Below are 26,419 nucleotides of genomic sequence, written 5' to 3' on the forward strand. Positions count from 1 at the left end.
CTCCGTTAGGTTCATATTTTTTCATATCCAGGCAAAGTTAAAAACTCCACGAAATCATCTTGTATTACCATTGATTGAAAGAGCTCACCGGCTTCTTGAAATCTGCCTAGCTTGTATCGGCGTTCCCCAGTATCCGTAGCAATTTTCTTCATTTCTTCTTCTAAAACGGTTTTGAACAGGTCGACAGTAATGTTTCGCCCATCCGCCAATACGCCTTTCGGATGGCGGATCCATTGCCATACCTGCGACCGTGATATTTCCGCGGTAGCTGCATCTTCCATGAGATGGTTGATTGGCGCAGCCCCCTGCCCGTCGAGCCAGGAAGCGATATATTGGACGCCGACACTGCAATTCATCCGCAAGCCGTCCTCTGTAATCGTGCCCTGCGGCGCCTGTAGCAAATCGTCAGCCGTGACTTGAACATCTTCCCTTTTGCGATGAACCTGATTTGGCGTTTTCATCTGTTCATTGAACTCTGCCATTGCGACTGCAACAAGGCCAGGGTGGGCCACCCACGTTCCATCATGTCCTTCCAGCACTTCCCGCCGTTTGTCCTCGCTCACCTTCCGGAACGCATCCTCGTTCGCAATTGCATTGTCACGGATCGGAATCTGGGCTGCCATGCCGCCCATCGCAAAAGCGTTCCTTCGGTGGCATGTTTGGATACAAAGCTGCGTGTACGCACGCATGAAAGGGGACGTCATCGTCACTTGGTTCCGGTCCGGCAAGATGACTTCCGGATGGTTATGAAGCCGTTTTACGAAACTGAAAATATAATCCCATCTGCCGCAATTAAGCCCCGCAACATGCTCCCGCAATTCATAGAGAATTTCCTCCATTTCAAAGGCGGCTGTAATTGTTTCGATTAAAACAGTGGCTCGGATGGTACCTTGAGGGATGCCAAGCTTCGCCTGCGCAAAGACAAATATGTCATTCCATAACCGAGCCTCCAAATGACTTTCCAGTTTCGGCAAATAAAAATATGGTCCTGTTCCCCTCTGTATCAGTTCCTTTGCATTATGATAAAAATAAAGACCGAAATCGAAAAATGCGCCCGCAATCCGCTCTCCTTCAATCACGACATGCTTTTCCTCCAAATGCAAACCACGGGTCCGCACGATAAGTACTGCTGTTTCCTCATTCAATTCATACTTTTTGCCGCTGATCGGATGTTCATAGGAGATGGAGCGTCTCACCGCATCTTTCAAATTGACCTGGCCGTCGATGACATTCGTCCATGTCGGGGATGTCGCATCCTCAAAATCGGCCATGAAAGCTTTGGCCCCGCAATTCAATGCATTAATGATCATTTTCCGGTCAACCGGTCCGGTAATTTCTACCCTGCGGTCTTGAAGATCAGGAGGAATCGGCGCAACTGTCCAATCCCCATCCCTGATCGACCGTGTCTCGTCCAGGAAACCGAGCCGTTCACCTTGATCAAGCCGTTTCTGCCTATGTTGGCGTTCTTCCAATAACGCTTTTCGTCTTTCGTTAAATTCCGTATGCAGCGCATACAGGAATTCTAATGCTTCCGGCGTTAACATTTCTTCCGTTCCTGCCGTAATTTCACCAAGTATGTCTATAGTAAAGCGTGTCTGCTGAGTAGTCAGAGGTCTCATCCTTTCCTATTTTATTGTTTCATTACACAAACTGCGCTTGCTCCGTCGACCCCTTCATCGCAGTTGTCGAAGAAGTGCCTCCCGAAATGACTTGCGCCACTTCGTCGAAATAACCCGTGCCGACTTCCCGCTGGTGCCGGGTCGCTGTGTACCCTTTAGATTCATTTACAAACTCTGCCTGCTGCAACTCCGAATAGGCGGCCATGCCCCGCTGTTTGTAACCGTGTGCCAATTCAAACATGCTATGGTTCAAAGAGTGGAAGCCCGCCAACGTCACGAATTGGAACTTGTAGCCCATCTTGCCAAGTTCACTCTGAAAATTGGCTATCGTCTCGTCATTCAAATTGGATTTCCAATTGAACGATGGGGAGCAGTTGTACGCTAGCAGCTTTCCTGGGAATTGCTCATGAATGGCATCTGCAAAGCGTTTCGCTTCTGCTAGGTCTGGAGTCGACGTTTCACACCAGATGAGATCCGCATAAGGCGCATAGGCGAGCCCTCTTGCAATCGCCTGGTCCATTCCCGCCCTCGTTCGGTAAAATCCTTCCGGCGTCCGTTCTCCTGTAATGAACTCATGATCTCTTGAATCAATATCACTTGTGATCAAGTCGGCAGCATCCGCATCCGTCCGGGCAATAATGATAGTCGGTACACCCATAACATCCGCCGCCAATCTCGCAGCAATTAAATTACGAACTGCATTTTGCGTTGGGAGCAGCACTTTCCCGCCTAGATGGCCGCATTTTTTCTCCGAAGCAAGCTGATCTTCGAAATGGACGCCCGCTGCTCCAGCTTCAATCATTGCCTTCATCAGCTCGAACACATTCAACGGTCCGCCAAACCCGGCTTCCGCATCCGCCACAATCGGCGCGAACCAATCAAACCCGTCGTTCCTGCCTTCCGCGGCGTCAATCTGATCCGCACGCTGCAAAGCTTGATTGATTCGCTTGACAACATTCGGCACACTGTTCACCGGATATAAGCTTTGATCGGGATACATATGACCGGCGAGATTGGCATCCGCTGCCACTTGCCAACCGCTTAGATAAATCGCCTGCAGGCCAGCCTTCACTTGCTGTACTGCTTGATTTCCTGTCAGTGCACCTAGTGCATTGACATAGTTCTCTTTATGAATTGATTTCCATAACCGTTCCGCCCCTCTTTGAGCCAATGTGTGCTCAATCAGCACCGAACCGCGTAATTTAATGACCTCCTCTGCTGTATAGCCCCGCTCAATTCCTTCCCATCTGTCATTCTTTCTCCATTCCTTTTCCAGCTGTTCAATTTGCTCTTTTCTCGTTCCCATATTGATACTTCCTCTCCTTCCGATAATTCCTACTTTATTACTGTTCCATAACAGTAATTTATGATATACATTACTATATAACAGAAGATTCATATTGTCTGGACATTTGGATAAGTTCCGTATTTTTCTGGATGAAAGGACATATTTACACGATGAATGAAAACAGCAAAAGCAGAAAGAGGGATGGAATTGACGTTGGAGAAGCAGAAACACGGAGATGATTCGCTGGCTCTCTATACAAGCGTGCTGGAAGATTGGGTGCCGAACGGTGCATCACTCGCCATTGCTGTGGGCGGGAAATACATTCATTATTCGCAAGGTACCTATGATGTAAAATTGACCGTCGGAGAAGCGGTTGCGAAGCATAGTATCGCAGATGCAGTGTGTCTGACTGGTAAGAAGAAGGAGCGAATGGAACAGTCACCAACAGGTGTTTTGTTTTACGGCGTCGGCTACCCCGTCCCCGTACAAGGAGAACTGGGTGTGTTACTCGTCATTCTGCCACCTGCTGTTCATATAGAAGAACCCATTCGGCTGTTAACCGGTAAACAGGGTGACGATTGGTACCCCATTCCAGTAGAGCAGGTGACCCATATCGAGAGCCTTCAGAAGAAGACATGGTTTTATTCCAATGGGCAAACTTTTAGCACGAGCTTGACACTGAAAGAACTGACATCCAAATTGCCTGACACGTTTCTACGTGTCCATCGATCGTATATCGTCAATTTGAACGCAGTCCAAAAGATTTCCAAAGATATCTCTTCTGGCCTTGTACTGACAATGAACGATGGCAGTGAGCTTCCGATCAGCCAGTCGTATGTAAATGAAGTGCGAGCCGCCTTTAATTTATAAATTTCTCCATTAATAAAGCCGCTTGGGAAGCACCCAAAGCGGCTTTGTTCAACGTATGATTGTTGTTCTTAATAAAACAGGGCAATTCAAACAAAAGATACACCAGCAAAGCTACATTCATTTCCCGCCTGCCATCATCAAATGCCTGATAGAATATGCAATAGGAAATGGCCATTAACGTGATTACGTCAAGCAAGCAAAAAATGACCACCGATTGGATGGTGGTCATTAATCATTTACATGTTATTTAATAGCATCAATAAATTGGCGAGTGCCTTTCATGGACTCCTCATAGAGCTGTTCGGACAGTCGTTCCGTTTCCTCTAATGTAGCCGGCCAGTTGTCAGCCATCTGCTTGAAAGCTTCGGCAAACAAATGGGAATTCTGATGAATATCATTAATTGGAAATGCATACCGGTCCAGCTCTGCCAACTTCATAAAGTCGTTCACTTTATGGTGGTACGAAATCGCCATGATTGGCGTTTCTGTACAAGTTGCCAAAATTAGCGAATGCAACCTTGTTCCGATGACAATGTCCTGCTTCTCCGTCATTTCCAGGATCCGTTCAGGCAATAGATTCTCATCGAGCACGGTCGTCTTATCCGCATGTTTCATCTGTGCTTGAATGTCCTTCGTCACGTTGGCATCCTGCGGGAATTTCGTAGCGAAGAAATTAATCTGAACGTTGAACTGTTCTGCCAGCTCGTCCAGGTTTTTCGCCATGCCGTCTACATAATCCTGATAGATGGCTGGATTCCCTTCTGGCCAATAATCCGCATTGTAATACGGGACTGCCGTCACGCCTATTTGTGATGGAGCATCCGACTTTTCCACATGCTCCTTGCGCAAGGAGAAGGCTGGATCGCCAATGACATCGACAGGCTTTGTAACGCCAACCGTTTGAAGCAGCTGCGCCGAATCCGGATCCCGAACGGACACGCTCTCAGCATGTTTGCACATATAGCGGATGAACCACTTACCAAGCCCCGTATTCAGCGGACCTGCTCCACAGCCGTAAATGACATAAGGCACATTCGAATTCTTCGCCATCATAGCGTAAGAACCGTAAAGCGGAGCCTCCCGCTTATACAAATCCATCAGGATGCCACCGCCGCCGATGATCAAAAGATCAAACGTGCGAACGATCCGTTTATTGTTCTGATACGTAGCGAAAAATGTTTTGGCTGCGTTCCCTTTTTTATAATAAAGCGGAAAACTCTCCACGCCATAACGTGTCGCCGTCTGCTTCGGGTTATTGCTGAATACTGTAATCTGGTTGCTCTCAATGGAGAATGTCGAAGTGACCTGCTTAATCAAACTGAGCAGGATTGCTTCGTCTCCGTTATTATCGTTTCCGTAATTTCCTACAATTCCAATTCTCATTAGCAAACTTCCTTTATCCTTAATGCTTTCATTATAGCATGGTTGCCGTTTTCATGAAAATGGGACACGATACGCCTGGCCTGGCATGCTTTGAAGCATTCCAGAATGGAGGCGGTTTGTATGTCTCGATATTGTGACCCCGCATGCTATGAAAATACGCTAAAGCGCAAAAACCGCCCTTCCGAAGAAGGACGGTCTGCCAAACTTATTTCGTCATGCTACGATATAGAAATGCGCTGAATTGGGCACGGTTGACCGGCTTATTCGGTTCAAACTTCCCTTGTTCATTTCCTGTTGTAATGCCGTGGTTGGCTAAGATGTGAATTTGCTTATATGCCCAATGAGTTGGCGGCACATCCTTGAATTTCTTTGCCGACTCTCCTTTCAGCTCATAAGCTTTTACGAGAATCGCAGCCATCTGAGCGCGCGTTAATTGACCAGAAGGATCGAACTTGCCGTTGCTTCCGCCAACAAGACCCGCACTTGCAATTGCATTGATTTCATTGTAATAACGGTGCGTCGAAGGAACATCTGAGAACTTCTGTGCACCTGCCTGTGTTGTGTCCAAATTGAACACCCGGCTCAGAATAACAGCCGCATGCTCACGGGATAGCGTTTGGCCAGGATTAAACTTGCCGTCGATATCTCCTTTAATATATCCGTTGTCTTTCAAGTAACGGATTTCAGTATAGTATGCGTAATCTGCAGGAATATCTTTAAATGCCGGTGTACCGTCAGACAGATCAATCGAAACAGATACAGTCTTCGTACCGAGTGACGCGGTCACTTTACCGCTGCCTGGTACAGAAGATGCCTTGAAGACGCCTGAACTGCTAATCGTTCCGATGTTGCCTGTGACACCCCATTGAACCTGCTCCGGCGAGTAGACGATTGGCTTTCCTTGGGCATCGGTCGCATTGACTTTGAATGAAACCGTGGAGCCTGGATCTACCTTTGTTGTGCTCGGTGAAATGGTCAGCTTGGCCGGTGCATCTACCACCTTGACCGGGAATGATTGAGTTGCCGCACCATACTTGATGCTGACACGGTCATCGCCAGCTTCAAGAGCTGTATAGCCCATGCCTGCTCCTGTCACTTTCCCTTTTTCTGATGTCACTTCGATTTGAGAAGCATCCGCTTTCAATGGATTGTAATAGGCATCCAACACATAATTCAACGTAATCGGCACTGTAGCTCCAACTAATACCTCACCGATTTGTCCCCTTGAAACGCTGATGATGCCAGGTTCGCTAACTGGTGCAGTGCTGATAGCTTCCACAATAGCTGATACTTTCCGCTGACTGGAATTAGTCGTGCGGTTGCCAAGCACGACCGTGTTGCTACCGTGTTTGCGGATTCCCATCGTTGTGGAACCGCCGCCGTCAAAATTAAGTGCCCGGTCGTAACCTTGTGCAGCTAAATAATTGGCAAACTGCGTCAATGTCATGCCGCTGCTGTACCCACTCCGGCTATCGACTGTGACAAGATGAACTTGCTTTTTGTCCTTGCTGATTGCAATGGCCGTCCGTGCTGTCGTCGCTTTCGCACGCCAGTTGGAAGTGTTCATTGTAATATTCGGCTTGCCGTCCTTAAGCAGCATCGGCCCGCTCGCAAGCATGAACTCTGAATCTTTCCATTTATCATCAATTGTAATAGAAAGAGAAACGCTATCGCCTTGCTTAATTCCTTTTAATCGTTCCAATGCTTTTTCCCCGTGGGCTGAAATGACAAAGCCAGTCGAAGGAATTTCCACTTTTTCCTTAGAACCGTAATCCCGTACTTTTACGACATTTCCAGTTAATTGCTGACCGTAATATGTAGAAGTAATTGGTGAACCTGTATCCACAACAATCTCAATGCCAAATTCATTGGAATTCGTGTTTTTCGATAGGTTTTGAGGAGTGAAGACAATGGTTTCACCGGCTTGCCGTTCTCGGTTTAGACCTGTCATTTTATAGTTTGTCCCACCATGGTTGATGGAAACATTGAAGTCGAAATGATCAATTTCGGCTCGTCCATCCTTCATGACACCGAAAGCAATCGGCTGGCTGACATAATAATCCGGTGAACTGGAAATGGCTCCCCCGTTTACGATTTCATTGCCTTGGGAAATTAAATACAGAGGCAAGCCTGATTTCATATCAAAAAACGAGGCATTTACTGCACCGACTACTCGGTTGCCGTCTCGTGAATCACGATTGGCAAGTGTCGTAGTGGCATCCGTCTTCGCTAATGGAGACGGGAGTCCGACTGACAATTTTGTGTAAGGGTCGTTTAAATTCACTTGCAAATGGTTTACGTGGTTTGCTCCTCCATGAGTGTTATGCGTGTACGTGACACCTGAAGAAACGGGATAGCTTTCAACCGTAGATGTGCTGGCCGAAGCGCCTGCCGGGACTGAGAGTATGAGAGAGACAGCTGCAACTGTCATCGCGACTTTTTTTCCGATAATTCGTACCGAAACGCTAGAATGCTTGATAAGTCGACACCTTCCTTTCTATGAATCAATCTACAGCTTACCAGAGCTCATGGTAAATTGCCATAATCCATAAGAAGGAAAAAACCACCCGGGAACTGCCCAGGTGGTTGTCGTAAAGCCTTTATTTTTCTTTCAAATTGAATTTTACGTATTGATCTGTCGTGGAGGCAAAGGCCCCGAACAGAAGGAAATAGAACATCGTATACATTTTCAATTCCCAAATATTGTAGTAAAAACCAGAGAATCCTGTCGCAAACCAGAGGGCGATCATGAATTTCCCAAACGTCGTTTTTCGCTGTTTCCAGAAAAGAGCCAGCATACCTAAAAGATAAACCGCGAAAAGGATGACGCCTATTACACCTGTTTCTGTGATGATCTGGATATATTGGTTGTCTGAATAGAAATACTTTCCACCGTAAATATCCGAACGAATTCCGTAATGGTCATAAATCGGCGATCCATACGATAGCGTAGCTGATCCACCGAAGGAGCCAAATCCGGAACCGACAATTTTATAATCGTTAAAGATTTCAAATCCCTTTTTAATATAGAAGAAACGTCCACTCTCCGACATGAGATCCAAGTTTTTCTGATCGAATGTCTCGCCAAGACGGCCGCCGATGCTTCCTGGATGTTCAGTTATCGGCTCTACGCCCAAGGATTCAAAATATTTCACTCCCCAATTGACCGGGAAATAAATAAGAATAATCGATGCTAGACCCGCAATTGCAAGACGCTTCAATACTTGCCAGTTCCGCGTCATTAGAATGAACAATACACCGAAAATAAAAGCCGAAATCCACGTTCCCCGGGAATAGGTGAGAATAAATACTCCCAAAAACAAGGTCAAATTTACATTAAAGAACCATTTGTACTTTTCACCTTTATACAACTGTTGAAGGAACAAAACGGCCAAAATGCCGAAAAACAATAGCAAAGCGAGTGAGTTTGGATTGCCGGGCAATCCATAAATTCTGACAGCGTTCGTTGGAGACAATATTTTGTACTTCCAAACATCAGGCAACAACATTTGACGCATCGACAACTTCTCAATCAGCCCATGGACAGATGAGATTACGCCTGTCCACACCGTTACCCAAGCAAGGCTTTTCAGCCAGCCTTCCGGTAACCGGCTGCGCGAAATGATGTAATACAGAAGATACATAATAATAAATGTACGGACTTGGAAAATAACGGCCGACGTCAGTACGCCATTCATGAGTCCGCTGATCGATCCGGCAATCAGCAGGAGGATAAGCGCCCATTCAAATAATTTGAAATGGAATAGACTTAATAAATTTTTACGTGCAGCAACCAACAATCTTAAAAATGCAACAAAGGTGATTAAGTCGCCGACGAGCTTCACGCCTGAGTTGACTTCAACTAGCAACGGCCGGATGCTGACATAGATGACAAGGAACACCAGGCTTTGCTGAGGCCTTAGGAAGGCGAATGCAGCAAAGAACAATGATGTGAGCACAAGGGCGATAGATGTAGGCAAGAACAACGATACGAACAATACCGCCAAAGAGACAATAAAGTATATAGTATCTTTTCCACTAATTTTATCTTTGATCATGGTCATGTAAAATAATACCCTTTCTACGACTGATAGCCAAATTATTATGTGATAACCCTTCTGACATTATAGCATCTAATACGACGTTGCGGTGCGCTCTTTAGTTTCATTTTTGAAAATTGATTATTCCTTATTTACAAAACAGGCATTCATAGGCCAATGGACAGGTGTCTGATTGAAAAATCGCCGGCAAATGAAATACCCATACGCGGAACATGCGAAAATTGGTCCTTATCCTTGTTTCCGAATTCTGTTACTATATTAATAGTTGGACAGAAGGAGGTTTACGAGTGAAAAAAATAGTTTCACTGACGTTATTGACATTGCTCATGTTCTCTTCCCTTTTCATGAATGTGGCACAAGCCAGTGATATTAAAGGCCATCAGATGGAATCGGAGTTGAATTATTGGATTCAAAAAGGTGTCATCAAACCAGATGCCAAAGGAAACTACAATCCGAACAAAGCGGTTACGCGTGGAGAATTCGCCTCGTATTTATCCCGTGCTTTGAATTTGCCGGTTTCCACAAAGTATACATTCAAGGATCTAAAAGCAAACTCTAGTTTGACAATCGAGATTCAGAATGCTGCTGGTGCTGGTATTTTGTCCGGATATCCGGATGGCACATTTAGGCCGAATGACAAAATTACTCGACAGCAAATGGCTGGCATGATTTACAAAGCATTCCGCTACATGGACTTGCCTGTCCAGACCATTGACATGAAGTTCAAAGACCAAGCGAAAATCTCACCTAATTTTAGAGATGCCGTATCCGCTTCGGTCAACTTAAATATTATCCGCGGCGACCATCAGAAAGACGGGATTTATTTCAAACCGCAAAACAGTGCGACAATCGCACATGCGGCCGCCTTCCTTTTCCGAATGAATGCCGCAGCCAATGTATTGAAACCAGAAACTCCGAGCGAACCAGGAAAACCTGAAGTGCCTGATGTCGATCCGGAAGTATACAAAGTAAGTTCGATTTCAAACGGACAAGTTGTTCCGACAATCGCACTCTATAAAACATACGAAGATGCATTGGCTGTTTACAATGCATCTTCGTCCATAAAGGCCATCCAAAAAAATAATAAGATCATCAAAATGAAATCTGGCCGGGCTTTCGGTTCGCAAAACCCGAAGCAGCTCACATCGCTTTACAGTGATAAAACGCTGCGCAATGAAGTGACCTATATTCAAAAAGGCCGTGAAATGAAATATATCGGCAGTGGTCCAGATTATGTCATCGTGGAAGTGGCAGGTTCCACTTACTACGCAAAACAAAATGAAGTCGATCTCGTTCCGTCCGAACTTGTGACTGGGTACGACTATTATGTAGTAGACAACAGCGGGATTCTAACACACTACACGTACGACAATTTAAGCAAGAGCTATGGGACATACTCTATCGGCCCTGCCTCCTCAGCAATGGGTGCAGGTAAGTATACGAGTCTGGATGGCGTGCATTTTACAAATGTCTCATCCAAACAAGTCATTACGCATTATCCTTACTTCCAATTTCAATCGGTGCGCCAGCCGTCCAACTATACTGGAGAAGAGCTGGATCTTTATATAGCAGAAGCCTTGCGTGAACGTGAAAGCAGCGGCCATGCCCGTTATAAAGATTTATCCACCAAATCCAAACTTATTGGTCTTGGCTCTTATTTGAAGGAAGTTGAACAGACTTATAATGTGAATGCGATGTTCATCTTAGCGGCAGCTATCCACGAAAGTGATTATGGCATTAGTACAAATGCACAAACAAAAAACAACTTATTCGGCATAAAAGTATTTGATTCAACGCCGGAAGCGGGCGAAGTCTATGCAAGCCCTAAAAACAGTGTAAATGCCTTTGTTACGAGATACATCAATTTAAACTATGCCAATCCTCTCGGCGCACATGCAAATGGAGCTGTCCCTGGAAACAAGGCAGTCGGTTTCAATGTTAAATATGCGTCTGACCCGAACTGGGGAAGTAAAATCGCCGGCCATATGTGGCGGATTGATAAATTCCTCGGCGGACGGGATTATAAGCAAGTCCAGCTTGGCCGAATCATTTATGACGGCTCGACAGGCGTGAATGTTCGGATAAGCCCTGATACATCCAGTGCAAAATTGTTTACGTACAAGCCGAAAGATCCAGGTTTCGAGGCAGCATTCGGCTACCCGCTCGTCATCGTTGAAGAAACGACAGGAAGCGACGGCTACGTCTGGTACAAAGTGATTTCCGATTTAAATCCTCCTTCCGATTATGGTTGGATCCGTTCAGACTTAGTTACGAAAATTATTCAGTAATAACACAACGCCCAAGGGACGAAAGCTGTCCTCTTGGGCGTTGTTGTATTTTTATTATTACAGCGCATCCGTGTGCTCTGTGCCTGCCGGTAATAATTCTGGCATGCCAATTCGTTCTAAACCATTTTTGATTTTGGTCGTGTATCCTTTTTCATTCCGATCCATATAACCGGCTTTCGAGCGAATCATCTTTTCGAAGACAGCCACTTTGGACGGATCGATTTCAGACCACATTTCATAAGAATGAATCAAGTCCTCCAACGTCAAATGGGTATAGTCTCGGCCAACAAATGTATGGTCCGGCGATACTTTGTACCAGATATCTCCATCCGGCCTGATCCACTGATCCACATCTTTAACTAGAGCTGCGTGAATACTGTTCGCTGTTTCCAAATAGACTGGATCCTTGAATTCTTTATACGCGAGCAGCAAGATATTCATACCGCCCAGCTGATGGTTCATTGATGTATGTGTTTTCACCTTTTGCTTGGAAGGGAAATAATCCGGAATATAAAACGCATTGGGTCCAACGGAAATGATATTGCCCTTCTTGCGCTGTGAAACTAACAGATCCGCGTAATTCTTCAATCCAACATTGTAATCGGAATGTCCGAAAGCCTTTCCTCCATTGTAAAGGAAGAGCGCGATTTGTTCATTGAACCTCGTGTCAACGAAAGGCGCTGTCAGCCCGAACAATCCTTTCAAATAGGTACTGGTCACTTCTGTTTCCCAGTACGTGGAGTTTCCACGGAACACATCTAAGTTAGCATATGAGTTGTACAGCAAACTTTCATAATAACGTTCCTTCGTATCCAAATACTTCGCCATGACCCGATCTTCTTTCACAAGCAACAGGTTACGGCCGTATCCTCTGCCTGATTCCGGCATTGGTTCGATGGTCGTTGCCATCTTATTGTAAGGACCTTGGGCGGTATACCATTTATTTCGCTTCTTATAGTTAATGGCCGACTCGAGCATCCAATCGTCCATTTCTTTTTTCGTCGAGAAGAGCTCTTCTTTTGAAACGAGGATCCATTGATCTACAATATCATAGCCTCGTGACTGAAGGTGGTAAACGGACAGTTGGGAATCGCCCAACTTCACACCGCTGAACGCTTCTGTTTCACTAAGAAGTTCTCGCGTATGACTCGCCGTGCCGTTTGAATACGATTTAGTCAGCGCTTTAGATTGATACGCTTTCCCAATCATCTTCTGTGATTTCGTTCCTTCAGGAGATGTTTCCTCAAAAATGCCTGTAGGATACGTCGTAATATCAAAACCGAAAGTGCCATCGGTCACTTTTTTGATTGGGAAACGGTCATACGTATGCATTAGGCTGCGCGTGACACCGTTCTCCGTCTGAATCAGATCCACTGTAATGGGCAGACGCTGGTTGTTTTTCAACTCAGTAAATAGGAAGTAATCCCCGTTTGGCAACTCACGCTTTGTTACCGTTACAGCAACGGACGGTATTCCACCGATTTTATACGTATATACTTTGTCAGTTGCATGCGGGTGCTTCACCGTTTTTTCACCAGCATACTGTAAGTATTGATTGGAACGCAGATAGGTTTTCGCAGTCTCGGAAACTGGTACTTCCGCAAAATTTCTTTCTGTCCGGATCGTTTCATACTTGCCAAACATCTGAGCCGGTTTGAAATCAACGGTCAATTGTTCCTCAATCATACCTGTCTTGACCATGGCTCGATGCAAGAATACTACATACGTCGCACGGTTTACCGGAGTTTTCGGATCGAATGAGCCATCTTCTTTCCCAGTCGTGATGCCATGCTGCGCTAAGATTTTCACACCTTCACGATGCGATTCGCTGATCCTGTTTTCATCAGTGAAATGAATCTCTTCTCCCGTATCTTGCAAGTTGAATGCCCGAGTAATGACCGTTGCCATCTGCTCACGAGTCAATGAATCCCCTACACCAAACGTTCCATCTTCTTTTCCAAGAAAAATTCCTGCCTTGTAGGTCGCCATAGCACCCTTCAAATGGGAGGACTTGGAACTGACATCTTTGAAAATCGGTTCATAGGCTGCTTCAGGAAGCTTTAGCGCACCCGTCATCAAATTGGCGGCTTGCCCCCTTGAAACTTCTACCGAAGGTCGGAACTGCTTATCCGGATATCCGTTAATAATTCCCATATTCACAAGCTGCGTCACTTCGTTCTTAGCCCAGAAATCATTATGTATATCGGTAAAACTCTGTTCGATCTGCTGGCTTTCCGCCTCTGTCGAAGTGCAACCAACGAGCATCAATATAATAGATAAAAAAGAAATCTGGACAATCTTGCTAATTTTATTGCTTCGTGGCATATCCTCTCTTCCTCCTGATAATTTCTCTTCATAATGATAACATAAACGACCGTATTATGGCCTCCCATTGATTGGTTATGCTCAAGAAAAGGGAAAAACTATATCTAATCGTAGTGGAAATAGGGAGTATTTGTCTTTTTCAGCAGGCATATTGTGCAGAAGTTTGCGTCTTCGTGCTATTGCTCTTGAGCATGATCTTTATTATAGAGTCCAATTGAAAAATAGAGAAAAAGTTTTATGAATATCCTGTCAAACAATGTCACATTACGTTATACTAGTAGAAAAGACGAAACTTATAATCTATGACATAAATACTAATGAATGAGGTGGGCATTTGTTTATTTCCGCATTGAATGATCGCAATTTCCACATGCAAATCCGAGATACGAACCAAGCAGGAGGAGATGTTTGGAAGAGAGTCTGGGGAAAAGAAGCGGCAGCTGCAAATCCGCTGGCGGCAGTCAATCAAGGACGCAATTCTCTTATTTTGGACTCCATCAGAACGAACGACTGGTCAGCCTATCATCAGTTTGAGGCTAAACAGCATCCCGCCTGGTATGACAAAGTCAACGGCGAATTCAAACCAAACAAATTATATTATGGCAACTTGCTGGACGTTCAAAACCGCTCACTGAAAGAGGCAATGCAAAACGGGGATCAGCAAGAAATTGCAAGCCGGCAAGCAAGAATGGAAGAACTGATTGCAGATTTCAAAAATGCACCTGGCGAAGTGCCCCACGTCATTACATTCGCAACGGACCCGGAGCTGGCACAAAAGCATGGCATCCAGAAACCGTCCAGCGACTGGTACAACTCGCCTTATAATAGTGATCTAGCTGCATCACAAGGGCGTTTTCAAGATCAATATTGGTACGAGAATCCATACTTTGCGGACCACCCGAATGAAATGACCTTTGCCATGGAAGCCGTACAAGAACTTCGTCCGGACATCGCGAAAATTGCAGCTTCCATTAATAAAGGCGCGTATGAGCGGAATGTTGCCTCATCGTCGTTCTCATCCAGCGCCTCTAAAACGGCCCAACCAGCAACCGAAACTGTAGTTACCCATTCCGATGAAACGGCAGATACTTCTGCAGCTCAAAGTTCCGAAGCTTCCAGTCAAGCGGCCGAGCAGTTTACCCACCAATTTAGCGCAGATGCATGGATCGCCAGCCTGTTCTCCGAAAAGGAACAGACCGTGAACACTTCTTATAATGTTCTGCTAGATCAGCTAAACCGCAAGGCGGAAGAACGAAGAGCGACGATCGGATAACGAAGTAGCATGGGTTCTGCCAAAAAATGAAGTTAGTTTCTCTGCTACTGTAGAAGATTAAATACGCAAAGAGTGTGAGCCTTGAAGCTCGCACTCTTTTTTGCTAGTATGGCACCTATACTTTTCTAGGAGGTCATTCAGATGAAAAACACTCTGTTAGCCGGCGTATTCCTGGGGGCGGCGCTACTTCTCGGAGCTTGCAATAATGAAGATGCCCAGCAGGCCGACGATCAGACGATACAACAAGAGACCGTTGCAGAAAAGCAGCCAAACCTCGAAAGCCAAGGCGCGGTCGACAAATCAGACACAGCCAAATCCGATGAAGCGTTACAAAAGGAATTCTCCGAAGTACAAGGTGTTTCCTCAGTCAGCCTCATTGTCACGGAAGACAGTGGCGGCTACGTCCTAGTCGACTTCGAAGTGGATCAGGATATGACAAAAGAGCAGGCTGAACAAGTAGCCGCTGCCTTTTTGAATAAAGCAGAAGAAGCCTACCCCGAAGATAAAATCGATATTCAAGCACGAAAAAATGGTGAATCATTTGTCCAGCAAAGCAAGGAATAAGGAAAGCATACAAAAGAGCCTTCGATTTGCCGAAGGCTCTTTTGTTTGGCTCTGAAATGATAGATTGATTCCTCACTACTATAAGCTGGTAGCTCATATGGATTCGGTTAACCACTCGTATCGCCACTTGAACGATTGACTGCTGAAGTTCGTTTGTCTAGCGTTCAAGTGATTTATTGGTGTTCACTACGGTTATTGGCGTTCATCACGGTTTATTGGCGTTCGCCGTGATTTATTGGCGCTAGCACTTCATTTGCCGAAGCGCTCGTATATTTTCGTGAACCGCTCGATTACGCCGATAACCACTCGTTTACCCTTGCCAACCTCTCGATTCCAAGGATAACCGCTCGTTTCGCCTCGCTAACCTCTCGATTACCCTAGTCTACCACTCGTATCTTCCCTGGAACCGCTCGATTCTGCCAGCACACCAGCCGTATCAATCAGGTTACTTACCAATCTTCGCGGTCAACTCTCAACTAACAAACTCAACTCATCCATGCTAAACTGCTCTGCTCTTCACCCTCCGGCTCCGCTTCAGCTCGACTCGATCTCACTGAACAGCCTTTCTTACGCATGTTGCTTTTCGTAGTTTTGGATGTGTTCCTCGTACTGAAAGGTTAAGGAAATTTCATCCCAGCCGTTCAGGAGCATTTGTTTATAGTATGGATCGATCTCAAAGGAATAGGTTGCGCCGTCTTGTCCGGCAACGTTTTGTTCCTCTAGATTGACCTTTACTTCATATGTTGATTGTTCCCCTTTGGCCAACAGCTCTTCTACTTCTTCGACAGTGAGCCGGATTGGCAGGATTCCATTTTTAAAGCAGTTGTTATGGAATATGTCGGCGAAGCTTGGCGCGATAACGACTTGAAAACCGTAGTCCATGATGGCCCATGGGGCGTGTTCACGGGAAGAACCGCAGCCGAAGTTTTCGTGTGCGACGAGAACTTTGGCATTTTCGAATTGCGGCTGATTCAAGACAAAGTCTTCATTCCGCGAGCCGTCTGGACGATGGCGCCAATGGTAGAACAGATATTTGCCGAAGCCGGTGCGCTCGATCCGTTTTAGAAATTCTTTTGAGATGATTTGGTCGGTATCGACGTTTTTCCGGTTCAGTGGGACAATAATGCTTTCCACGATATTGATCGGTTTCACTATGACTCATCCTTTCTTCAGTTACGCATGGGCCGGCTCTAATGTCCGAACATCAACGAATTTGCCTGCAATCGCTGCGGCCGCCGCCATCGCCGGGCTCATAAGGTGCGTGCGGGAACCTGCTCCTTGCCGCCCTTCAAAGTTCCGGTTGGACGTAGAAGCACACCGTTCTCCGGCTGGCACTACGTCATCATTCATGGCGAGGCACATACTGCATCCCGATTCTCTCCATTCGAAGCCGGCTTCAATGAAAATCCGATCCAATCCTTCAGCTTCGGCTTGCTGCTTTACAGTCCGTGAGCCTGGTACAACAATCGCTGTAACAGAAGGATGCACCTTTCGCCCTTCTACCAGTTTTGCAGCGCTCCGGAGATCACTCAGCCGAGCATTCGTGCAGGAACCGATAAACACATGTTGCACTTCGATAGACGTCATAGGTGCTCCTTCTTCTAGGTCCATATAAGCGAGAGCCTTCTTTAGTGCTTCCTTGTCGGATTCCGAAGCGTAATCCTCTGCTCGTGGAACATGTTTGCTAATGCCCGTTCCCATGGAAGGATTAGTGCCCCATGTAACGAACGGCTCGATTTCATTCGCATCGATTTCAAGCACTGTGTCGTACGTCGCTCCCGCATCTGTCGCCAACTCTAGCCACTGCTGAGCTGCTTTTTCAAACTCAGCGCCTTCCGGAGCGAATCGTTTCCCTCTTAAATAGTTGATTGTCGTTTCATCCGGGCTGATCAAACCGGCTTTTGCGCCTGCTTCGATGGACATGTTGCAAATGGTCATCCGTTCTTCCATCGTCATGTTCCGGATTGCCTCGCCTGTATATTCAACGATATGGCCTGTTCCGACATCGATTCCAAATTTAGCGATGATGGCTAAAATCACGTCTTTTGCAGTAACGCCATAACCTAATTGACCGGAAATCTTGATTTCCATCGTCTTCGGCTTGGACTGCCAAAGGGTTTGCGTCGAAAGGACGTGCTCGACTTCACTCGTTCCGATCCCAAAAGCAATCGCGCCGAACGCGCCGTGGGTGGAAGTATGGCTATCTCCGCAAACGATCGTTTTTCCCGGTTGCGTCAATCCCAATTCGGGACCGATAATATGGACGATTCCCTGATCCGGGTGCTCCATATGTGCCAGCTGGATGCCAAACTCCTCGCAATTTCTTTCGAGCGTGGAGATCTGCTTCTTTGCAATCGGATCCTGGATGACCGGCAAATTCTTTGTCGGTACATTATGATCCATCGTCGCAAAACATAAATCCGGACGACGAACTTTCCGGCCTGCCAGCCGCAGCCCTTCGAACGCTTGCGGCGATGTCACCTCATGAATCAGATGCAGGTCGATATACAAAAGGTCGGGCTTTCCCTCCTCCTCGTAGACGATATGCTGATCCCAAATTTTCTCGATAATCGTTTTTGCCATTTCGGGCCTCTCCTTCCATTTACCAACCTTCGTTGTTTACACGTATGAGAACATAATACTATTGGAAACGAACTGTAAATCGAGTTCATCCACTACTTTATCTGTCCATTCAGCTGTCGAAAGCTTTTTGTCATCGACGGCCAGGTCTGCTGTAAAGCATCCTTCTTCAAACACCGTTTCGACCGCTTTTTCGATGGCAGCGGCTTCCGTTTCCATGCCGAATGAATACTTGAGCATCATCGCCGCTGAAAGAATGGCAGCTGCCGGATTAGCAATCCCTTTCCCTGCCACATCCGGAGCCGATCCATGTACGGGTTCATATAAGCCGTATCCATCTGTCCGGACACTTGCGGATGGCAATAAACCGAGTGAACCCGTAATAACAGATGCCTCATCGCTCAAAATGTCCCCAAACATATTCTCCGTCACGATCACATCGAAAGCGGAAGGATTGGTAATCAACTTCATTGCTGCGGAATCCACTAGCTGATGCTCCACTTCAACATCCGGATATCCTTGTTTCTTCTCATCCACAATTTGACGCCACAGCTTGCTTGATGAAAGAACATTCGCCTTATCTACGGATGTGACTTTCCCTCTTCTTAGGCGTGCGAGCTCAAACGCCTTCTCGACAATCCGCTCGATTTCTGGGCGGGTGTAAACGAGTGTATCGACAGCAGACTCGTCGGTGAACCGGCTCGGCTGTCCGAAGTAGATGCCACCCGTCAATTCGCGGACAATCATCATGTCTACTTCTTTCGCGACATCCTCCTTGAGCGGAGAAGCCTGGATCAAAGAAGGGACTGCCTTCACTGGCCGAAGGTTGGCAAACAGATCAAAGTGTTTTCGAATGGCGAGCAGACCTTTTTCCGGTCGCAGTTCGGATGGATTCTGATCCCATTTGGGTCCGCCGACCGCACCGAGAAGAATGGCATCACTCGCTTCACAAAGGGCTATCGTTTCAGCAGGAAGCGGATTGTTGAATCGATCGATCGCATCACCGCCGATCGCACCGTACTCGAAGTGGAATGAGTGATTGAAACGTCTTGCAATTACTTCAAGCACACGCACCGCCGCTGACGTCACCTCTGGTCCAATTCCATCGCCTTGTAAAACAGCTACTCTTTTTTCCATGGAACTTCTCCTCCTCATTGTGTTCATTTCTTCTTATCCCTCTTCAATAAAATTCCATATGCAATATATCACTGTATCGTCAAGAAACCGGTTCTTTCACCTTTACGGCCGACTTGATTAATTTTCGATTGATTGCATTTAAATACGCTTTTGCGGAAGCTTCCAAAACGTCTTGCGCTACATCCCGTCCTGTCAGCACTTCGCCATTGAAGCTTAAATTGACGACCGCTTCCCCAAGTGCATCGCGTCCTTTACCGATCGATGTTACTCGATAGTCCAGTATGTGAACCTGGCCTTTGACAAGCTGTTCCAGCGTATTGAATATCGCCTCAACTGAACCTGCGCCTGTCGTTGCGACGACAACGTTTTCCCCAGTCGGTACAGTGGCGGATACTGTCGCGGTTGGAACATTCGACGTACCGTATTGTACTTGAACATTTGTCAATTCATATGTCGGCACATCGGAGTACTCGATTTGCTTGCCTGTAAATAATACGAATAGATCATCCTCTGTGATCTCTTTCTTTTTATCCGCTAAGTTCTTGAATTCTGCGAACGCTTCGTTCAGCTGTTCGTCCGTCAATTCAAAGCCCATAGAAACCGCACGGTCCTTGAACGCGTGGCGTCCGGAGTGTTTTCCTAATGCGAGTGGCGCTGTCGTTTCGCCAATCAACTCAGGCGTAATGATTTCATATGTTTCACGGTTCTTCAGCATGCCGTCTTGGTGGATACCGGATTCATGGGCGAATGCATTCTTACCGACAACTGCTTTATTCGGCTGAATGACTACCCCCGTAAGCTGGCTGACAAGCTGACTCGTGCGTTTGATTTCCTGTAAGTTAATGCCCGTTTCGACACCGTAAAAGTCTTTTCGGATATGCAGTGCGACCGCAATTTCTTCCAGCGCTGCATTTCCTGCCCGTTCTCCAATTCCGTTAATCGTTCCTTCCACTTGATCCGCACCGTTTTCAATTGCTGCGATGGAGTTTGCGACTGCCATTCCCAAGTCGTTATGGCAATGCGCAGAAAGTTTCACTCGGTCAATCCCTGAGACATTTTCCTTCAAGAACTTGAATAGAGCGCCATACTCTTGCGGAGTCGCATACCCGACTGTGTCTGGAATGTTGATCGTTGTCGCACCCGCTTGAATGACTTCATTGATGATGCGGACAAGGAACGCTGGATCGGATCGGAAGGCATCTTCCGCAGACCATTGGACGAGTGGGAAAAAGCGCTTGGCGTATTTCACGGCTTCCACTGCGATGTCGACAACTTGATCAGGTGTCTTTTTTAATTTGTATTCCATATGGATCGGGGACGTGGCGAGAAATACGTGGAGATGCGGCTGTTCCGCCCCGCGAAGCGCCTCCCACGATGTATCGATATCCCGCTTCATCGCCCGGGCCAAACCAGTGACTGTAGAACGTTTGACCGTTTCCGCAATCCGTTTGACCGCTTCGAAATCGCCGGGTGAGGAAGCAGGAAAACCTGCTTCGATCACCGTCGCGCCAAACCGTTCGAGCTGGCGTGCGATTTCCAACTTTTCGGCAGTATTTAGATTAATTCCTGCCGACTGTTCACCGTCCCGTAGTGTCGTGTCGAAAATATCAATTTTGCGCACTCGCGACCACTTCCTCCTGTTTGGAATTCACGCTTTGATTAACAAACGGCATCATTGCACGAAGCTTTTGACCAACCTTTTCGATTTCATGTTCCGCTTCGGATTTTTCAATTGCATTGAAGTTCGGACGGCCATTTTCGTTCTCTTGAATCCAGCCTTCAGCAAATTTGCCTTCTTGGATATCAGTCAAGATATCTTTCATGCGGGCTTTTGCGTCTGCGTCAACAACACGCGGGCCAGATACGAAGTCGCCCCACTCAGCTGTGTCAGAGATGGAGTAGCGCATGCCGGACATGCCGCCTTCATACATCAAGTCAACGATCAATTTCAATTCGTGCATTGTTTCGAAATACGCAAGCTCAGGTTGATATCCTGCTTCCACCAATGTTTCGAAGCCCGCTTTAACGAGTGATGTCAAGCCGCCGCATAGTACTGCCTGCTCTCCGAATAGATCTGTTTCTGTTTCTTCTTTGAACGTCGTTTCCAATACACCTGCACGCGCTGCGCCGATTCCTTTCGCATACGCGAGAGCCACGTCTTTTGCTTGACCGGAATTGTCTTGGTATACAGCGAACAATGCTGGAACTCCTGCACCTGCTTCATATGTTCTGCGGACAAGATGCCCCGGTCCTTTAGGAGCTACTAGGAACACATCGACTTCACTTGGCGGTACGATTTGGCCGAAATGAACGTTGAAGCCGTGTGCGAATACAAGTGATTTGCCTTCTTTTAATTCAGGTGCGATTTCTTCCTCGTACACTTTCTTTTGTCTTTCGTCTGGAAGAAGAATCATGATGATGTCTGCTTCTTTCGCAGCTTCACGAACCGTTTTAACAGTCAGGCCATCTTCCTTCGCCTGGTCGAAAGATTTACCCGGACGTACACCTACAACTACGTTGTATCCTGAATCCTTCAAGTTTTGCGCATGTGCATGACCTTGTGAACCGTATCCGATAATTGCAATTGTCTTTCCTTGTAGAAGTCCTTCGTTGATATCTTGGTTATAGTACATTTTAGCCATTGTATATTCCTCCTAGTTTTTAGTTGAATTTATTATTTTAAAATGGATAACTGTGGTGATGGAGCTTTTTGCATGTCTCTAACGAATGCAGTAGCGCCGGTTCTTGACAGCTCTTTAATGCCGTATGGCTTGACGAGATCGATAAATGCTTCAATTTTCTCCGGGTTTCCGACCACTTGGTATGTGACAACGTTTTTGCCGGAGTCGATGATCGTTGCCCGGAACGGTTCAACGATACTGTTAATTTCGCTGCGCGCCTGAGGAGGTGCAACAACTTTGACCAGGGCCAATTCCCGCATGACAATCGCTTTGTCCGTGATGTCATTCACTTTGATGACGTCGATTTGTTTCTGAAGCTGTTTCACGAGTTGCTCGATCTTTCCTTCATCTTCCACATGGACGATGAACGTCATTTTGGACATGCCCGGCTGCTCCGAATGCCCGACTGTAATACTTTCAATATTGAATTGTCGTTTCATGAGCAGCCCGGTGACCCGGTTCAGCACACCGCTTTGATTGATGACTGTCACTGTGATGATCCGTCTCATTTGCCGCTCACTCCAATCATTTCGTGTAATCCTTTTCCAGGTGCGACCATTGGATAGACATTTTCCTGTTGCTTCACGCGGCAGTCGATTAAGACTGGTTCGTCTGAAAGCAAAGCTTCCGAGAATATTGCTTCCGCTTCTTCTGGCGACTCGATGCGGTATCCTTTAATGTCATACGCTTCCGCCAGCTTCACGAAATCAGGCTGAACGGGGATCAACGACTGGGAATACCTTTCGTCATAGAATGTTTCCTGCCACTGCCGAACCATGCCGAGCGCGCCATTGTTCAAAATGACAACTTTGACTGGAATGCGGTATTCCTGAAGAAGGGAAAGCTCCTGGGCAGTCATTTGGAATCCGGCATCCCCAACGATCGCGACGACACGCTTTTCCGGTTTGGCAAATTGTGCTCCGATAGCGGCAGGGAAACCGAAGCCCATTGTTCCGAGCCCCCCTGAAGTCACCCAATGATCCGGATTGTTCAAAGCGTAATATTGCGCTGCCCACATTTGATGCTGACCGACGTCCGTTGTGACGATGGCATCGCCTTTTGTCAGGCGGTGGATGATTTGGATCGCTTGCTGCGGCAATAAAGCTGAATCGTCTTCTTTGTACCACAATGGGAAATCTTCCGTCTTTTTCACTAGTGCGTCTATCCATTCCTCCGTTTCAGGCGAGTACATATCTGCAGCGAGTAAAGCTTTCAGCGCTTCCTTCGCATCCGCAACGATTGGAATTTCTGTCGGGACATTTTTGCCGATTTCGGCTGGGTCGATATCAATATGGATTACCTTTGCATTCGGTGCGAATGTCTTAAGATTTCCAGTCAACCGATCATCGAATCGTGCTCCGATGTTTAAGAGAACATCACATTCGCTGAGCGCCATATTAGCGGTGTATGTTCCATGCATGCCCGCCATTCCTAGGAACAGTTCATGATCGCCTGGAATACTGCCTAACCCGAGGAGTGTGTTGGTCACCGGAATGCGGTGGCGCTCTACAAATTCCTTCAGTTCATCCATCGCTTGGGCGTGCAAAATGCCTGCGCCAGCCAGGATGATCGGTTTCTTTGCATGTGTGAGTGTATGGACCGCTTTTTGTATTTGCAAAAAGTTAGGAGTCGTCGTCGGCTGGTACCCTGGGAGATCCACTTCGACATCAAATGACTCTGGTGTTGTGAACACTTCAGTCGCAACGTTTTTCGGGATATCGACGACAACCGGTCCCCTGCGCCCTGTTGACGCGATATGGAACGCTTCTTTGATAATTCTTGGAAAATCGGCTACATCCCGCACTTGATAGTTGTGCTTCGTGATCGGTTGTGTGATGCCGATAATATCGGCCTCTTGGAAAGCGTCTGTACCGATGACGGAGCTTGCGACTTGGCCAGTGAAGACAACTAATGGCAAGGAATCCATCATTGCATCCGTAATGCCTGTCACCAAGTTGGTTGCGCCAGGTCCGGATGTCGCGATGACGACGCCGGGCTTACCGGATACACGTGCATACCCTTCCGCCGCATGGATGGCTCCCTGTTCATGACGGGCAAGCACATGTGGAATCGGATCCTTATACAATGCGTCATAAATCGGTAAGACGGCTCCTCCCGGGTAACCGAAAATGACTTCGACACCTTGGTCCTTCAACGCCTGAATCAGGACCGCTGACCCATCCGCCGGTCTTGTTGTCTGCTGCTCTTCCATGGTCGGCATTGGTTCCAATACAGCTTGCTTCGTTTGAACTTCAGCACTCATTTGCTAACTCCTCCTGACTTTCTATGTTCCATTATTTTCAAAAATAAAAAGCTTTTTCTCCCCACACAAAGAAACGATTCTTCGTATAAGGGATGAAAAAACTTTTCATGGTACCACCCTTGTTCGCGGCAATCCGCCGCCTCATGAATGGATAGGATGCCTATCCATTCGTTTGTAACGGGCTGCCTGCAATTCATGCCGCCCGGGATTGCCTACTCAGTCTTCTTTTCAGCAACCCACTCCGAGGTGATATCGCGATTAGGTGTATTGCCGGCTTCCAGCACGACCGGCTCTCTGGGAATACAGTATCTAATCACTTTTGCCTCATCATCGATTTTATTATTAGATTTTCATAACGCCGCCTGTACTTGCAGAAGTGACAAGCTTTGAATATCTGGCTAAATATCCTTTTTTAATTTTCGGTTCAAATGGCTGCAGCTTTGTTTTGCGCTCCGCCAATTCCTCATCCGATACTTTCAGTTCGATCGTCCGGTTCGTCAAGTCGATGGCAATAATGTCACCATCTTCGACTAAGGCGATCGGACCTCCTTCAGCCGCTTCTGGTGAAATGTGGCCGATGGAGATGCCCCGTGATGCGCCGGAAAAACGACCATCTGTGATGAGTGCTACTTTCGTTCCGAGTCCGCGTCCTTGGATCGCGGAAGTCGGTGCAAGCATCTCCGGCATTCCCGGTCCGCCTTTTGGTCCCTCATACCGGATTACGACAACATGCCCTTCACGGACAGTGCCGTTATCGATGTTTTCCTGTGCTGCCTCTTGAGAATCAAATACAATCGCTTCTCCGACAAACTCCTTGATGGACGGATCAACTGCTCCAACCTTGATGACCCCGCCATCCGGTGCGATATTTCCAAACAGTACGGAGAGGCCTCCGACCGGGCTGTACGGATTGTCTTTCGTCCGTATGACCTGTTCATTCGTAATGTGGTAATCCTTCACGTCTTCCCCGATCGTCTTCCCTGTTACAGTAATCCGATCCGGGTGGATGGCTCCTGGTATTTTCGTCAGCTCATTGATGATCGCGCTGACCCCGCCCGCTTTAAAAATATCATCCATCGAAACGTCTGAAGCCGGCATGATTTTTGCCAAGTATGGTACTCGTTCTGCTACTGTGTTAATATCCTGCACGCTATATTCGATTTCTGCTTCGTGGGCAATGGCCAATGTATGTAAGACGGTGTTTGTCGATCCGCCCATTGCCATGTCCAGCGCGAATGCATCATCGATTGCTTCTTTGGTTACGATATCACGAGGTTTAATATCCTCTTTTACCATACGGATGAGATGTTTTGCCGCCTCTTTGATGAGCTTATGGCGCTCATCGGAAGTTGCGACGATTGTTCCGTTCCCCGGCAATGCCAATCCGAGCATTTCCATCAGGCAGTTCATTGAGTTCGCTGTGAACATTCCGGAACAAGATCCGCATGTCGGACACGCATTCGTTTCGATGTCGAGCAATTCTTCAGCAGACATTTTGCCTGATTTGTATGCCCCGACACCTTCAAACACCGATGTGAGTGAAAGTGGTGCGCCTGTTGCTGAGACGCCAGCTTCCATCGGGCCCCCCGATACGAAAACGGAAGGGACGTTCGTTCGAACTGCCGCCATTAGCATGCCTGGCGTAATTTTGTCGCAGTTCGGAATGTAAAAGACCCCATCAAACCAATGAGCGTTAATAACGGTCTCCGCAGAATCTGCGATCAGCTCCCGGGAAGGAAGCGAATAACGCATTCCGATATGCCCCATGGCGATTCCGTCATCGACTCCGATCGTGTTGAATTCGAACGGAATGCCACCCGCCTCCCGGATCGCCTCTTTGACGATTTCCGCGAAATGGTTCAAATGTTTGTGGCCAGGAATAATATCAATATATGAATTACATACGCCGATAAAAGGTTTTTCCAGATCTTTCGTCTTCACACCTGTCGCATATAGCAAGCTGCGATGAGGTGCTCGATCGATGCCTTTTTTTATCATGTCACTTCTCATTGCATTCTCTCCTAACAAAACGACCGATACCAGCCTCAAGCTGATGATAGATTGTGAATTGAATCACAACTCGTAAT

18 protein-coding genes and 1 other annotated feature are annotated in these 26,419 nt (G+C 46.9%); of the genes, 4 read left to right on the plus strand and 14 right to left on the minus strand.

The features are described from left to right. Positions 1-11: 11 nt before the first annotated feature. A complete protein-coding gene (aceB, locus tag ACSW3C_RS11185; protein WP_486562680.1) occupies positions 12-1,619 on the minus strand; it encodes a malate synthase A in 1,608 nt (535 codons plus the stop codon). A gap of 22 nt (positions 1,620-1,641) precedes the next feature. Further along, positions 1,642-2,925: an isocitrate lyase gene (gene aceA / locus ACSW3C_RS11190; protein ID WP_486562681.1), complete on the minus strand. Its 1,284-nt coding sequence runs from the start codon at positions 2,923-2,925 to the stop codon at positions 1,642-1,644. A gap of 156 nt (positions 2,926-3,081) precedes the next feature. On the opposite strand from aceA, the gene ACSW3C_RS11195 reads away from it, so the two are divergent. Beyond that, positions 3,082-3,777, plus strand: coding sequence for a LytR/AlgR family response regulator transcription factor (locus ACSW3C_RS11195; protein ID WP_486562682.1), 696 nt, complete (start codon positions 3,082-3,084; stop codon positions 3,775-3,777). A gap of 243 nt (positions 3,778-4,020) precedes the next feature. On the opposite strand, the gene ACSW3C_RS11200 is transcribed toward ACSW3C_RS11195, so the two are convergent. From ACSW3C_RS11200 to ACSW3C_RS11210, 3 genes are all read right to left on the minus strand, one after another. Continuing rightward, positions 4,021-5,160, minus strand: a complete 1,140-nt coding sequence (locus tag ACSW3C_RS11200) for a polysaccharide pyruvyl transferase family protein (protein ID WP_486562683.1) — start codon at positions 5,158-5,160, stop codon at positions 4,021-4,023. Between the two features lie 205 nt (positions 5,161-5,365). Continuing rightward, entirely contained in the window at positions 5,366-7,591 is a 2,226-nt protein-coding gene (locus ACSW3C_RS11205; protein WP_486562684.1) for an S-layer homology domain-containing protein, read from the minus strand. 169 nt (positions 7,592-7,760) lie between these two features. Then, positions 7,761-9,224, minus strand: a complete 1,464-nt coding sequence (locus ACSW3C_RS11210) for an O-antigen ligase family protein (RefSeq protein ID WP_486562685.1) — start codon at positions 9,222-9,224, stop codon at positions 7,761-7,763. A 284-nt stretch (positions 9,225-9,508) separates the two neighbouring features. Here ACSW3C_RS11210 and ACSW3C_RS11215 point away from each other — a divergent pair, with 284 nt between their 5' ends. Beyond that, positions 9,509-11,509 (plus strand): S-layer homology domain-containing protein, encoded by a 2,001-nt coding sequence (locus tag ACSW3C_RS11215; RefSeq protein ID WP_486562686.1) that lies wholly within the window; start codon positions 9,509-9,511, stop codon positions 11,507-11,509. Positions 11,510-11,566: 57 nt separating this feature from the next. Here the strand turns inward: ACSW3C_RS11215 and ACSW3C_RS11220 are convergent, their stop codons facing one another. After that, entirely contained in the window at positions 11,567-13,834 is a 2,268-nt protein-coding gene (locus ACSW3C_RS11220; protein ID WP_486562687.1) for an S-layer homology domain-containing protein, read from the minus strand. Between the two features lie 334 nt (positions 13,835-14,168). On the opposite strand from ACSW3C_RS11220, the gene ACSW3C_RS11225 reads away from it, so the two are divergent. Both ACSW3C_RS11225 and ACSW3C_RS11230 read left to right on the plus strand, forming a co-directional pair. Beyond that, a complete protein-coding gene (locus tag ACSW3C_RS11225) occupies positions 14,169-15,107 on the plus strand; it encodes a hypothetical protein (protein WP_486562688.1) in 939 nt (312 codons plus the stop codon). A gap of 141 nt (positions 15,108-15,248) precedes the next feature. Next, positions 15,249-15,671 (plus strand): hypothetical protein, encoded by a 423-nt coding sequence (locus ACSW3C_RS11230; RefSeq protein ID WP_486562689.1) that lies wholly within the window; start codon positions 15,249-15,251, stop codon positions 15,669-15,671. A gap of 567 nt (positions 15,672-16,238) precedes the next feature. Here ACSW3C_RS11230 and leuD read toward each other — a convergent pair. The 8 genes from leuD to ilvD all read right to left on the minus strand — a co-directional run bounded on the left by leuD (position 16,239) and on the right by ilvD (position 26,342). Then, positions 16,239-16,823, minus strand: coding sequence for a 3-isopropylmalate dehydratase small subunit (leuD, locus tag ACSW3C_RS11235; RefSeq protein WP_486562690.1), 585 nt, complete (start codon positions 16,821-16,823; stop codon positions 16,239-16,241). A gap of 21 nt (positions 16,824-16,844) precedes the next feature. After that, positions 16,845-18,254, minus strand: coding sequence for a 3-isopropylmalate dehydratase large subunit (gene leuC, locus ACSW3C_RS11240; protein WP_486562691.1), 1,410 nt, complete (start codon positions 18,252-18,254; stop codon positions 16,845-16,847). A 36-nt stretch (positions 18,255-18,290) separates the two neighbouring features. Next, positions 18,291-19,388 carry a 3-isopropylmalate dehydrogenase gene (gene leuB, locus ACSW3C_RS11245; protein ID WP_486562692.1) on the minus strand — a complete coding sequence of 366 codons (1,098 nt, stop codon included), beginning with the start codon at positions 19,386-19,388 and terminating at the stop codon, positions 18,291-18,293. A 79-nt stretch (positions 19,389-19,467) separates the two neighbouring features. Then, positions 19,468-21,009 carry a 2-isopropylmalate synthase gene (locus tag ACSW3C_RS11250; RefSeq protein WP_486562693.1) on the minus strand — a complete coding sequence of 514 codons (1,542 nt, stop codon included), beginning with the start codon at positions 21,007-21,009 and terminating at the stop codon, positions 19,468-19,470. Next, positions 20,996-22,030, minus strand: coding sequence for a ketol-acid reductoisomerase (gene ilvC, locus ACSW3C_RS11255; RefSeq protein WP_486562694.1), 1,035 nt, complete (start codon positions 22,028-22,030; stop codon positions 20,996-20,998). Before ilvC ends, ACSW3C_RS11250 begins: the two co-directional genes overlap by 14 nt. A 32-nt stretch (positions 22,031-22,062) precedes the next feature. After that, positions 22,063-22,578, minus strand: coding sequence for an acetolactate synthase small subunit (gene ilvN / locus ACSW3C_RS11260; RefSeq protein WP_238080598.1), 516 nt, complete (start codon positions 22,576-22,578; stop codon positions 22,063-22,065). After that, positions 22,575-24,332 carry an acetolactate synthase large subunit gene (ilvB, locus tag ACSW3C_RS11265; protein ID WP_486562695.1) on the minus strand — a complete coding sequence of 586 codons (1,758 nt, stop codon included), beginning with the start codon at positions 24,330-24,332 and terminating at the stop codon, positions 22,575-22,577. Before ilvB ends, ilvN begins: the two co-directional genes overlap by 4 nt. Positions 24,333-24,417: 85 nt before the next feature. Continuing rightward, positions 24,418-24,672 (minus strand) — a binding site (T-box leader). Positions 24,673-24,674: 2 nt separating this feature from the next. Next, positions 24,675-26,342 carry a dihydroxy-acid dehydratase gene (ilvD, locus tag ACSW3C_RS11270; protein WP_238080597.1) on the minus strand — a complete coding sequence of 556 codons (1,668 nt, stop codon included), beginning with the start codon at positions 26,340-26,342 and terminating at the stop codon, positions 24,675-24,677. Positions 26,343-26,419 lie beyond the last annotated feature (77 nt).

The sequence above is a fragment of the Sporosarcina sp. AD_1 genome (assembly GCF_057373025.1).

Excerpts from the sequence above, each read along its gene's own strand:
- aceB (WP_486562680.1), bottom strand. The coding sequence starts at position 1,619 with ATGAGACCTCTGACTACTCAGCAGACACGCTTTACTATAGACATACTT.
- ACSW3C_RS11210 (WP_486562685.1), bottom strand. The coding sequence starts at position 9,224 with ATGACCATGATCAAAGATAAAATTAGTGGAAAAGATACTATATACTTT.
- ilvD (WP_238080597.1), bottom strand. The coding sequence starts at position 26,342 with ATGAGAAGTGACATGATAAAAAAAGGCATCGATCGAGCACCTCATCGC.
- ACSW3C_RS11220 (WP_486562687.1), bottom strand. The coding sequence starts at position 13,834 with ATGCCACGAAGCAATAAAATTAGCAAGATTGTCCAGATTTCTTTTTTA.
- leuB (WP_486562692.1), bottom strand. The coding sequence starts at position 19,388 with ATGGAAAAAAGAGTAGCTGTTTTACAAGGCGATGGAATTGGACCAGAG.
- ilvN (WP_238080598.1), bottom strand. The coding sequence starts at position 22,578 with ATGAGACGGATCATCACAGTGACAGTCATCAATCAAAGCGGTGTGCTG.
- ACSW3C_RS11205 (WP_486562684.1), bottom strand. The coding sequence starts at position 7,591 with ATGACAGTTGCAGCTGTCTCTCTCATACTCTCAGTCCCGGCAGGCGCT.
- leuC (WP_486562691.1), bottom strand. The coding sequence starts at position 18,254 with ATGGCAAAAACGATTATCGAGAAAATTTGGGATCAGCATATCGTCTAC.
- ACSW3C_RS11195 (WP_486562682.1), top strand. The coding sequence starts at position 3,082 with ATGAAAACAGCAAAAGCAGAAAGAGGGATGGAATTGACGTTGGAGAAG.
- ilvB (WP_486562695.1), bottom strand. The coding sequence starts at position 24,332 with ATGAGTGCTGAAGTTCAAACGAAGCAAGCTGTATTGGAACCAATGCCG.
- ACSW3C_RS11200 (WP_486562683.1), bottom strand. The coding sequence starts at position 5,160 with ATGAGAATTGGAATTGTAGGAAATTACGGAAACGATAATAACGGAGAC.
- ACSW3C_RS11230 (WP_486562689.1), top strand. The coding sequence starts at position 15,249 with ATGAAAAACACTCTGTTAGCCGGCGTATTCCTGGGGGCGGCGCTACTT.
- ilvC (WP_486562694.1), bottom strand. The coding sequence starts at position 22,030 with ATGGCTAAAATGTACTATAACCAAGATATCAACGAAGGACTTCTACAA.
- aceA (WP_486562681.1), bottom strand. The coding sequence starts at position 2,925 with ATGGGAACGAGAAAAGAGCAAATTGAACAGCTGGAAAAGGAATGGAGA.